We start from the raw sequence: 11,742 nt of genomic DNA on the forward strand, positions 1-11,742 counted from the left end.
AGGTAAGTTTATTTTTAATTTGAGAGGGAGCTAGTTTAGCCCCCTTTTTTGTGGCTAAAACTTTACACCGACAGCAAATTTAGAGTTCACTATTCCTGTCGACTGCTCATCTCCAGAAGTAAATGTTTCTTTTGCAACGATACTTTCGATTTGAATTTCTGCCATAAAAGAATATTTTGATTTCTCTGGTGATGTCTCATAACCAAGTCTAAAGTATGGTAGGAGAGTTGCACTACCTGTTTTAGTACTGTCTCCAACTTCTGTTGAAGAGATTCCAATTCCTGCGCCTAGACCTGAGTAAATATGAGCGCTAGAGTCTCTGAATTGATTAAAATGATACGTTACATCTGCAATTAAAAAGTTTCTTGTTGAAGGAATTGATCTTTCGGGATTTGTCCCTGTTGCAGTATCGTTATCTATTCGTATTCCACCACCAAACTCTAAATGATTATTGATTCTCTTTGAGTATGTGGCCTCAAAGTGTATGGTTGTTCTCGAGTCTAGTGATTCTGCTGAAACTTCTGATGTTGACTGTGATAAAGATTTTCCCCATGACGCTCTAATCGAAATATAATTACCGACTATATTTCTGAGGTAACTTTCTTGTTGTTTCTCTTCAACTTCTCTTAGTTTTGATAGTGCTACTTCACTCCATATTCTCTCTAATGAAGAAGTGTAAGTTACAACTTCATCTTGTTTAAATGGAACATTGGCCTCTTTGTCAATTAGCGACCAAAGAGAGTAGTACCTCGTGACCTCTGTGGCCCTTGCCGTGAAAGAAATATCTGTCGTTGAGAAAAGAGATATCTGACCTTTTGAAATACCGAAGTCGCGTCCCTTTCGAACTACAAATGTTTTTTTTGTATTTGAGACAGATTGAACTATCACTAAACTCTCATTTGCATGTGTAATGGAGCTAAAAGTTAAATAGAAAAGGATAAGTATATATTTAATCATTATTAATATTGTAAAGGCGGACTAGTAATTGAGCAAATGGGTAATGGGTACCTTTTCTTGTGAAGTGCCTTAAAAGGTTGGCACGTATTTCAAATTTAGCTGATCTTTTAAGTCCGGTAAATGTTACTTATATGTCTGATATTACAAATATTAGCGTACAAAGTGTGTGAAAGCCCTCCTTATACCTCAAAATTGAAGATAGGCGATATTTTCTTAAAGATTAACCCATAAGTTTCGATAAGTTGGTCAGAGTAATGGGAAGAATATGACGAGAATTTGGTTTAAAAATCTATTTACACTTTTAGTCCTTGGGCTATTTGCTTCTTGCGTCGCAGAGAAGAGCGGGGAAAATCCTAATTGTGCAGCTGGAACTTCGTTTGATAAGTTAAGCCAAAAATGCGTCAACTTTGGTAAGGCGCCAACATCTACACTCAATTCTATAAGCTTAAATGAAGATGATCCAGCGACAACTTTCACATTACAGTACTCTGATGATAATAGTGATGAGGCTTCTAGCTGTCAGGTATTTGATACAGAGACAGACTTTGAGGTTAGGTCTCCTATATTTGATTCTATTCCTACTGATGTATCCGATACTGTAAACCTTGCTACTCAGTGTGCAACATCTATTAATAGCACGACTTACCCTGCAGATAGCGCTTCGGCGATGGGAATGGTTACTCTTATTCAATCGGCAAGAGATGGAATCTATTCTACAGATACTACTACAGGAATGCTTGCCGCTCTTAATTTGTTAACAACTCGAATTAAAAATTTAACAGATTTCTGTGAGGCCTTTAGTGCTTCACCAGTAGTTCAATTCTATGGAGAGTCTGCTCGAAATTCTAATAGTGAACTACTCGTAAAGAAGGATTGGATTGAAAATAGATGTTACTGTGCCGGAGGGGAATGTTCATCTGAAATTATCTTAGATGAGAATGTAAATGGCTCATACGGAGTTTCTTATAATATCTCTGATCAAGAAGATGGAACTTCAGTTACTAAACAAGTTCTTGTAAATGTTTCTCCTGTAAATGATGCTCCTATTGCAAGTGACTTATATGTATCAGGTAATGAGAGTGTAACAACTGGTTCAAGTCCTATTTCATTTACAATTCCTGTGGGAAGAGATGTAGAGAATGATTCTTCTCCGTTTTTAACTTATCAAATTGTAACAACTCCAACAAATGGAACAATTACAGGTTGTGCTCTTGCTAATGATGGGTCTTCTAGTACGGATAGAAGCTGTATTTATACTCCTAGTGATAATGATGCTGGGGTAGCATTTGCGGCCTCAAAAGAAAGCTCTTTAACAATCCCGACGGTAAACGCTACAAATAATTTAATTTTTACATCTAAGGTTGTAGGTTCTCTTGGTGACGATATAACGGTGACTATCACTGCTCAGCCATTGCTCAATACTGGTAGTAAAGTTGATGTTGTAGTTAATAGTAGAGACATAATAATTTACATCGAAAATGAAGTCACACAAATAAATGACGTAATTAGCGCTATTAATAGTAATATTTACGCTTCTTCAATTGTTACGGCATCTTCAACTAACGCAATAAATGATACTATCGAAATAAACTCGCAGCAGTCACTTGCTGGTGGAGTTGCCCCTTTTGATACATTTACTTACAGAGTTAATGATGGTTTAAGCTCGAGTGTTTATTCGGGAAGAGGAACAATTGATATCTTTTCTCAAGATGATCCTCCTGTATCACAAACGACTAATGCTGCCTCTCTAATTTTTACTGAAGACACTACACAGACTGTACGTCTCTCTATTTCTGATTCAGAAGGGGATACGGCGACTGCTTGTACGGTTACTCCTTCAACAGCAGATTTAGTAGTTAGTTCTACTTGTACGTGTCCAGCAGGAGAGCTTTACTGTGACGTGGGGTTAACTCCGGCCGAAAACTTCAGTGGAGTTGCTCTATTTAGTTGGACTATTTCAAATAGTGGAACAGCTGGAGTGCAGACAACGACAAGTAAGTTAGAAGCTGTAACAGTTAATGGAGTAAATGATGCTCCATTTGCAAAAAGCGTAGCAATAGATATTGGGACTGAGTCAGATACCGCAACTCCTGATAGCTATATATTTAACCTCTCTGATAGTTCATCTAGCTTAGGTATTGATCTTGATGGAGATACTTTGAACTATGAGTTATTGAGTGCTCTAGGTGGAGCAACTCTTACTGGCTGTATATCGGGAACAACACTTCTACAAGGTTCAGATTGTACTTATACACCCACTGACGGAAATATTAATGGTGTGGCAACAAAGGCGACTATTACTTATGTTGTAGGTGCCGGAAATATTCAGTTCGATGCTAAGCATGCAGGTGAGTTTATGAATGGTGTTGATATCATTATTCAAGATTCTGCATTATCGGATTATCTTGGAACATATGTTTCCGTTGATAGTTCTTCAACTAGCGATATAAATATTAATGTATATATCGATTCAGGAACTTCAACTTTAACTGATATTTATAATGCAATTGATTCAGATCCATATGCAAGTGAACTTGTAGATATGACTTCACTTATTTCTGGTGGAACGATAGCAACTGTCGGAACTGTCACTTTGGCAGGAGCAACTTCAGCAGCAGCGACACTAGAGTATAAGGTAAGTGATTCGACTGGTGCAGAAGCATTTGGTGTTGTTCATCTTAATATTATAGTTAAAGATGATTCTCCTGTTCTGTGTCCTTATTCTGACTTTGTTGACGCTCCTGAATGTGGCCTCGCTGGTTGTCTTGGGACAAGTTCTCCAGTAACAAATATTACACCTAAGACTACTGGGATACTTTATTATGATAAAGGTTCTGCCGTATGTTACAGAAGTACAGGAATATCATCTTCAAGTGATTGGGAAATAGTAACTGACTATACGAGTATTATAGAAAAGAAAGTTGTTAATCAAAATGGATATTTTGAGATTGATAACATTAGAATAGATGAGGGGGGAGCAGATACTGTTGAAGATGCTGATTCTATCTCTATTACAAATATTACAATTGCTGATGGTGGCCTAGGTCTTATTCCTAGAAAGTCCGCGAATATTCAAGTATTTTATGATGGTGCTTCTGTAGCTCTGTCTCCAGCTGTTCCTGGAACAGGAGTTCCTATGACTGGAACTCTTCCGGACGGTGCCGCAAGTTCTGATGATTTACCTGTAAAAGTAAAAATTATTCCAAGTGATGGTGTGACTGGTACTGCTGTTGTAACAATTACTTTTTCTGATGGAACAAATGAAGTAGATCTTTCTATTCCTGTTGAAATTACAGATGTAGCTATTCAACATAAAGGGTGGGCGAATATAATAGCCATGGGTCCTAAAGTTGATAAGAGTGGAAATGTAAAAGATGCAGACTATGTTTGTAACTATAGTGAAACTAAATGTGACAGTGGCGACTCTTGCTCAGGTGTAAGTGTTCCTACTGCAAACGTAAGTGCTGATGAAGTCAATGCTATTTACTATGAAGAGCCATCTGTCACTAAACCAAATGGTCAGTGTTACTACGCTACGGCAACAGGTACATCTAATTGGGTTGCTTTTGATTCTTACTGTAGTATGACTGCAAGTTATTATGATTCTTCATGTACAAATGCAACATGTTTAGATACGGCACCTCCTGCAAATGAGCCTGAAAGATTAAATACATTCTTCACTGATCTTCAATACGACTCTATTAACAATATTGCTCAGACCACTTGTTATAGATCTGTTGGTAAAGCACTCTCTGGCGGAAGTTCTTTAGGAGCTGCTGAAATTGCAAGCGCTTGGCAAGAATATAAGGGGAGTGGTTCAGTAGAGTTACGTTGGAATACTATGGTTCTTACAGGTAGTGGAACTATTAGTGGTTATAATGTCTTTAGAAGATTATCTCTAGAAGACTTTGACTACAAGAGACCAATCAATAAAAGCTTAATCTCGGCCACAACTCTTGAGTATATTGATAATAGTACTAACTCAAACTTTGGACCAATCCCTAACACTGTCTATTTCTATGAAGTGGTACCAGTTGTTTCAACTGGAACTCCTGCTGAAAATATTCAGATTAGATCATCAGATTTTGAAAAGATTGTACTTAGAGTTCTAGTTCCTGGGCAAAATAAAGTATTAGTTCCACGTGATATTGTAAATATCACTCAGTGTTCTAAGCTTTTAGACTCTTCAGGATCTGGAAGTAATTATGAATACGACTCTAGCTTAAATACTTTTACATGTCCTTATGAAGGACCTGGTGATACTGGCTCTGTTTCAGGCTCTACTATCTATGACTTTGGTCGAGATTTAATAGTGGATAGATTTGAAGCTGGTTGTCCATATACAAAAAGTAACGAAGAGATAGAGTCTTGTCCTACTGGTCTTACTAATGTGGCCACTAGTGGAAGTTGTATCGGAACTGTTGATCCAACTGTTGCCGATGGTGGTGGAGCAATCACATTTAGTACTCCTGATAATCAAGTCTATTATAATAGATCATCCGGTAAGTGCTTTCAGCATGATGGTGCTTCTTGGAATGAATTTGATACACTAAACGCTGCAAGATTAGCAACTCTTGCAGATAGATATCAAAATGCAGAATTACCTCCTGTCGTATACTCTTCACAGGGAACTGCTAATAATTTCTGTGCTCAAACTTCGACACAAGCAATTCTTGGAATATGTAACACTGCAGATGCTAATTTCACAATTAATGGTGATGGTTTATGTGTTGATAATTCTACTGGTACCGCTTTTGAAAACTATAATAATATCTCAGGAAGACTACCTTCTAGAAAAGAGCAGGTTGCATATTCTGATTGGGATCTTACAAAGGTCTCTGACTCCATTGCAAATACAAGAGAAGGTGGACTTTCTTTAAACTCAAACTCTAAATGTAATACAAGTTCAGCGAACGGTCTTGAGTCTTACTATACTGATAGTGTAACTCCTATTTCAAATACTTTGTATACGCTACCTGGAACTCTTTCAAGCGGTATTAGATCTCTAATGACCGGTTCATCTGTGACGGAACTTTGTGTTTCTAAGTACGGTGTTCAAGACTCAATTGGTAATGTAAATGAGTGGTCAAGTGATAGACTTTACTGTGATACAGAGTTATGTGGAGGGATAGCTTCTACTGTTGTTCCTGGTGGAGCGGCGGATCCTGACTATATAGGAAACGGGGATGATGATTTCTATCCTGCTGACGGAAATAATGCGAACTTCTCGAGATATGTATTTAATGGTGTTACAGGTCCTTGTATTGATACTGATGTTGATGGAACTTGTGATGGTTATCTGACTAACTGGATTTTCGATCAAAAGTCTAATGGAGCGTCAAGGTTCTTTACACCAATGGGGCTTCCTGCAGTGACTACATATATTTCAAATAACCCTGGGGATTTTGTTAACTACTTCTTTGAACAAATTGGAATTTCAAGTGGTATCACTTCGACTAAGCTTCATGATGATACAATTATTGTAGAGCAGGTGAGATTAGATGCGACACAGAACGCGGCCAACGCAAGTGGCTTAGCAGGTCTTACAACAGGTGGTAGTTACCTTACTAGTAATGGAGCTGGAACTTATCACCTTGAAATGATCGCAGTAGATGACCCAGCGTATAATGCAAGAGTAGACGTTGGATTTAGATGTGTATTCCCAGTAAGTAGCAGTAATTATATAGAGTAAAATCTAACTAAATCATCATAAATTTATCCTGCAATATTCTAGTAAACAATACTAAGTTCAGGTAGAATTCTTCTGTAATCTATATGGAGGAATTCATGGGAATCTTTTTTAATAAAAATAAAGAAAAAAGACCTACTGGAAAAGGTAAAGTTATTAGTTTTCTAAACCAAAAGGGTGGTGTTGGAAAAACAACGATGGCCTTTAATACTGCTCATGCTTTAGCACAGAATGGAGCTAAGGTTCTTTGTATTGATATGGATCCACAAGCTAACTTAAGCTATCTTTTTAATATAGAAACAAAAGAGCAAGGTCTTACCAGTATATTTCAATTACTTATTAATTCTGTAAGAGAGTTGTCTCCTTTACATAGGCCTGCTCTATGGACTGACTGTGTTTGTAAGTCATCCATGATAGATGTTCTTCCTGCCGGACAAGACTTATCTGGTTTTGAGTTAACTGTTGCTGGCATATCAAGTCCGAGACAGCTTATATTGAAGAAGTTTATAGAGATGAACGCTTTAAAAACTGTTTATGATTATATTGTGATTGATGGACCTCCTACACTTGGGCTCTTAGTTGTTAATATTCTCTGTGCAAGTGATGGTGCACTTGTTCCATTTAGACCAGATGAATTTTCTCACAAAGGACTTTCACACTTCTACGAGGTTTTAGAGGACATCCATGAAATGGAGATTTCTAATATTCCTGATGTTCTAGCACATATTCCAAATTTAATGGACTCTAGAAGAAAACAAGAAAGTGAAGATTTAGATATGATTTCAAAATCTCTAGGTGAGGGAGCAGTTGTTGTTGAGCCTTTCTTAAATAAGGCACAATTAGTGAAGAGCCAATCACAAAAGAAGTCAGTATTTGACTATAGTTCTAAAGAGTTTTTACCACTTCAAAGTCAATTTAGTGAAATGGCGCAAATTATAAAAGATTGGAAAGAGGAGTAATAACATGAGTAAAGTTAATAACCCTTTGTACCATGTTTCAAAAGATGGCAAAGACGTAGAAAGCGTTAATAATGTTCTAGAGCTACTTGTTAAAAAATTAGGCCTTGATCCTATCGTTGAGTTCCTTGAAAGTATGTTCATATACTTATCAGAGCAAGTTCAGACATATTCTATGTTTATTTCAGTGAAAGAAATGATTGATGAATTAATAGAGTATCTTTTTAAGATATTTGAGAAAGTTCAACCACTTCTTGGAAAACTATAGTATTTGCCACTCCGGCGATATGCAGTAGCTTAGAATTATATTTTTCCACTTATTCTTCGAGCTTTTATAGAATATCTTGGTGAATATACTTTCTTGAGCTTTTGTAATTTCTTTATTTGGAAAAAAACTATTGTGAATTTTCTGCAAAGATCTATCATTAAATCTATATCTATTTATTTTATATTTCTTATAAAATGACTTCATTATGTCGGTGTCATCAACGATACTCTTACACGTTTTGTAAATAAGTCCACTTCTCATTGAATTACTATTAGTAGATATATCTATTTTATGATTGCTCTTATTACCAAAACACGAACTATATAGATCTAGAACTTCTGTTTTGTCTTCTCTGATTTGTTCATACAGGTCACATGGTCCTCCAAGTGCACTTACGCTTGGAATAATATATTTCTGAGTATACTTTTTCACAGCAGGGTCGAAGACTTCTACGAGTATATTTTCAATTAAAAACCTATTTGCAATTTGAGGACTCTTTGTGATGTATTCCCCTGCATTTAGATTTATAGAGAGGATGAAACTAAGAATTATAATTTTCACTACTACCTCTAATATTTTCTGCGAGCTTTATTGTTGGTTTTACTTTATTGTTTTTAATTTCGACTAAGCTTTGGGATCTTTTAATTATAGGTGGAATCCTTAGTAGTGTTGAGAGAGTAGACGATACATGACTTATTCCTATTTTTGATTTTAATTCTTTAATAGGAGCGCTATTGCCAATTGTTCCTAAGGCATTCTCTCCTGTGTAGATGTTTCCAAGTACTATTGGTCCATCAATGATACCTGAGTAAAAAGTTGAGACATGTGCTTGCTCATTATGATCACTTCCGGACAGATCCTCCCTAGGAGAGCGATCAAACTCTGATGTCACATGAATAATTGTTTCATCGAATAGAGTGCTTTTTCCTATTTTTATCTTCTTTGTTGAATCAATAAGTTCATCTAAGCAGGATGAAAATATATAAAAGTACTTAGTAGAAGTAAGAGTGTTAATTATTGATCCTGTCATGTGAGAGTCAAAAGAAAGTTGAGGATATTCAATTCTTCTGTTTCTCATAGAGCTAATTGTCGTTTTATTTGTTTTCTTATTATAATTTTTAAAAATATCACTTTCTCTATAGCATTGGTTAGATATGACTTTATCAAACATAACGCCTATTTCATTTTTGTCAGAAAATACTATAGATGAGCTGAGACCGTATTTAGACAGAAACTCTGCTAGTGCGAAATCCTCACTTAGTCTTGATACCTCTACCGATTTAAGTATATCTCTTAAATCATCGTTTAAATGGTAGGTTCCATTAATATGGTAGGCGCCTAGTATTTCTTGAATTTCTCTGTCTCCATCAACAGTTATGGGTAGCTTAGGAGTTGGAATTGGTGAATCATCTACTCCTTTAATTTGATGATTAAGAGCACTTTTAATTATGAGTGAATATTTATTAATAAGAGAATCATATTCTTTTAGATACTCTGTGATATTATCTCTAAAAAAAAGACGTGCCCTCTTTAAGTCTGAATTTAAAACTTTAGACTCTGGAGAATTGTTTAGCATCTCTATAGCCTTATCAAGTAGGATGTCCATTTCCTTACCATTAGTATCTGTACTATCTTGAAGATAAAATGGGGAGAGCAAGTACTCTAGTCTATTTGGAGTGTCTCCATTAATTTTAATACTAGATGAATATCTAGATTTAAAGGCCCTATTTACTGGAGTATCTCCAATAGTTATTGAAGATATTGGTTTTGTCGATAGATCTGCTAATATTCCATCTATGCTTATTCCCCCTATACTAGGGGCAATGGTTTTTGATGAATTCATTGGATGGCCAGATGTTCCCTCCATATGAACTCCTCTTATCGTAAGAGAGTTATCTAGGAGATTTCTCATTTTCCTATTTGAGACTAAGTCTTCTGCCCATAGCTCTGGCGTGTTAACACCTTTATAATTAAATGTTTTTAGTTCTTGATCTCCTGGACCTTTTTTAGGATCAATTTTATTTGAAGTCATTGGATTGTGTATATAGTGGTCACCATATGGATTTAAAAAGTGATCATAACACCAACGACTTGGACCTCCGTAGAAATTAAACTGAATGTAATTTCTTGTCGTTCCCTTGGTTGGAATGCCTAATGGTTCAAACTTATCCTGTTTAATGATCTCTTTAATAAGTTTATGTATTGGATAGATCGCTATTGATGAGGCGAAAAGGCCTTTAAGTAGATTTCTTCTATTCATGAGCAATATCTCTTTGCAAATAGAAGTTAGAACTAAATACCATTTTAAATATATTTATAGGGTTTTGGTTCTTTTTCAAGTCTTGTGTAAGCTTTAAAAGGAAATCCTTTAGAGAATTGTTTTTAGGTACTTTTGAAAAATTATTTATATCTACATCGATACCTGTCAAAAAGGTAAAGTATCTACTTGCAGTACAGAGGTAAGGGTCATCTATGCTGCTTATCATTTCTCCGAGTTGATTGTAAGATTTAATTTCTTTATCAATGAGCTTTCCATGGAGATCTCTAAAATAGAGTTTTGAGACGTGTTTCTTTCTGTAGAAGTCTTTGTCAGAGTCAGTATACTTGTACTTGGCATTATTAATAAACTTATGTCTATATATTGATCTAAACGTGTAAGCGTTAGTGTGTACTTCACCAGCATTGAATGGTTCTAAATTCGCTGTAAGCTTAGCAAATTGATCCATCGTTTGATGACAGCCCATACAAGTCTTCTTATTTCTAAATGTTAGTTTCGATGATTTCACTGGCCTTATATCTTCTGGTAGCAAAACGGGGAGGTCTCGGCATAAGAAGTCTGAGAAAAAGTTACTAGCAAAACGTCTATGAATTTTATTCCCACCGTCTGTTGTTTGATTGTCATGACCTAGATTTAAAATTAGGTAGGGGATACTTCCAAAAACACCTGGAAATATATTTTTAGTTAAAGATGACTTTCCTATGTGTTTACCATTTTGTAATCTCGTGAAATAGAGGTGCTCTTCAACCTTTTGGAATCCTACAAGAGGACCAAACTCAACCAGTCTTGGTCTAAAAAAATATACATCTCCATAGTCATCAGGATTGTCCTTTATCCCACCGACTTGCCATTTTCTCATTCCTGTTCCATCAATTTTAGACCTTCTTCCTTGGATATCTTTATCATTACTAAAGATATTTCTATGACTATCTTTCCTCTTTGCACTTAAAGTATCTTCAGATGTAAAAATAGAACTATAAGCTATGTCACTGTTAAGAAGTGCCGCAGTAAATTGATAGGACATTTGGTTTGAGTCTATAACATTTGTAACTCCATGGTCTTGTGTTTCTCTATTTAAATTAAAGACCTTGAACCAGGAGCTATGAAGTAAGTGTATATTTTTTAGAATCACTATTGATTCAGAAGTTTGATTCTTTAGGAGCAAATCTTTGTTCAATGATGCTTTATCCATTAAGTTCAAACACGCTTGAGGACTTGTGAGCTTTTGACTTTTTATCTGTTCAACTACATTAGAGTTTCTTTTAATTCGTCTATTAGTAAGTTGTTTGTGGCATTTTTCATAGATTGCAATATTAAATTGATCAAATTCTGCTTGAGCAGCTGAAAATATGAATAGACTTAGGATTGTATATAGCAATTCTTTTCCTGAGATATTTTCAAATATTCTCTCAAAAAGTATATGGCATTGCAAGATATGCTGCTATTCAAAGTCCTCTGGGATATACTTCAATAGCTTTAAATGCATAAGGATTTCTTTACTCTTTGTTAGACCTTCATGGATAAAAGTATTATTTCCTGTTCTATTTATTAATTTCTTCGTTTTTTTGATCTCTTTTTTGGTCCATACTTTATT

General features: G+C 35.6%; 7 protein-coding genes. 3 read left to right on the forward strand and 4 right to left on the reverse strand.

What is annotated here, in order from left to right; translation table 11 throughout:
* Positions 1 to 54: 54 nt before the first annotated feature.
* Positions 55 to 957, reverse strand: a complete 903-nt coding sequence (locus ABX784_RS05075; protein WP_372653396.1) for a hypothetical protein — start codon at positions 955 to 957, stop codon at positions 55 to 57.
* A gap of 265 nt (positions 958 to 1,222) precedes the next feature.
* Between ABX784_RS05075 and ABX784_RS05080 the strand changes: the two genes are divergently transcribed.
* From ABX784_RS05080 to ABX784_RS05090, 3 genes are all read left to right on the forward strand, one after another.
* Complete coding sequence (locus ABX784_RS05080) at positions 1,223 to 6,649, forward strand: hypothetical protein (RefSeq protein ID WP_372653399.1); 5,427 nt, start codon at positions 1,223 to 1,225, stop codon at positions 6,647 to 6,649.
* Positions 6,650 to 6,744: 95 nt separating this feature from the next.
* The gene (locus tag ABX784_RS05085; protein WP_372653402.1) at positions 6,745 to 7,605 is read left to right on the forward strand and encodes a ParA family protein; all 861 of its coding nucleotides are present in this window, start codon (positions 6,745 to 6,747) and stop codon (positions 7,603 to 7,605) included.
* A 4-nt stretch (positions 7,606 to 7,609) separates the two neighbouring features.
* Positions 7,610 to 7,870 carry a hypothetical protein gene (locus tag ABX784_RS05090; protein ID WP_372653405.1) on the forward strand — a complete coding sequence of 87 codons (261 nt, stop codon included), beginning with the start codon at positions 7,610 to 7,612 and terminating at the stop codon, positions 7,868 to 7,870.
* On the opposite strand, the gene ABX784_RS05095 is transcribed toward ABX784_RS05090, so the two are convergent.
* The 3 genes from ABX784_RS05095 to ABX784_RS05105 are packed head-to-tail and all read right to left on the reverse strand — an operon-like array spanning position 7,865 to position 11,526.
* Complete coding sequence (locus tag ABX784_RS05095) at positions 7,865 to 8,431, reverse strand: hypothetical protein (protein ID WP_372653407.1); 567 nt, start codon at positions 8,429 to 8,431, stop codon at positions 7,865 to 7,867. The two genes, ABX784_RS05090 and ABX784_RS05095, sit on opposite strands and share 6 nt — an antisense overlap.
* Positions 8,412 to 10,130 carry a hypothetical protein gene (locus ABX784_RS05100; RefSeq protein WP_372653409.1) on the reverse strand — a complete coding sequence of 573 codons (1,719 nt, stop codon included), beginning with the start codon at positions 10,128 to 10,130 and terminating at the stop codon, positions 8,412 to 8,414. Before ABX784_RS05100 ends, ABX784_RS05095 begins: the two co-directional genes overlap by 20 nt.
* Entirely contained in the window at positions 10,123 to 11,526 is a 1,404-nt protein-coding gene (locus ABX784_RS05105) for a hypothetical protein (protein WP_372653415.1), read from the reverse strand. The genes ABX784_RS05100 and ABX784_RS05105 overlap by 8 nt, the downstream gene beginning before the upstream one ends.
* Between the last annotated feature and the right edge of the window lie 216 nt (positions 11,527 to 11,742).

Origin of the sequence: Halobacteriovorax sp. (genome assembly GCF_041587335.1) — a bacterium.
GTDB lineage: Bacteria > Bdellovibrionota > Bacteriovoracia > Bacteriovoracales > Bacteriovoracaceae > Halobacteriovorax.

Bases quoted from the DNA above. Each gene is read 5' to 3' on its own strand.
- ABX784_RS05090 (WP_372653405.1), top strand. From the start codon at position 7,610: ATGAGTAAAGTTAATAACCCTTTGTACCATGTTTCAAAAGATGGCAAA.
- ABX784_RS05080 (WP_372653399.1), top strand. From the start codon at position 1,223: ATGACGAGAATTTGGTTTAAAAATCTATTTACACTTTTAGTCCTTGGG.
- ABX784_RS05100 (WP_372653409.1), bottom strand. From the start codon at position 10,130: ATGAATAGAAGAAATCTACTTAAAGGCCTTTTCGCCTCATCAATAGCG.
- ABX784_RS05075 (WP_372653396.1), bottom strand. From the start codon at position 957: ATGATTAAATATATACTTATCCTTTTCTATTTAACTTTTAGCTCCATT.
- ABX784_RS05085 (WP_372653402.1), top strand. From the start codon at position 6,745: ATGGGAATCTTTTTTAATAAAAATAAAGAAAAAAGACCTACTGGAAAA.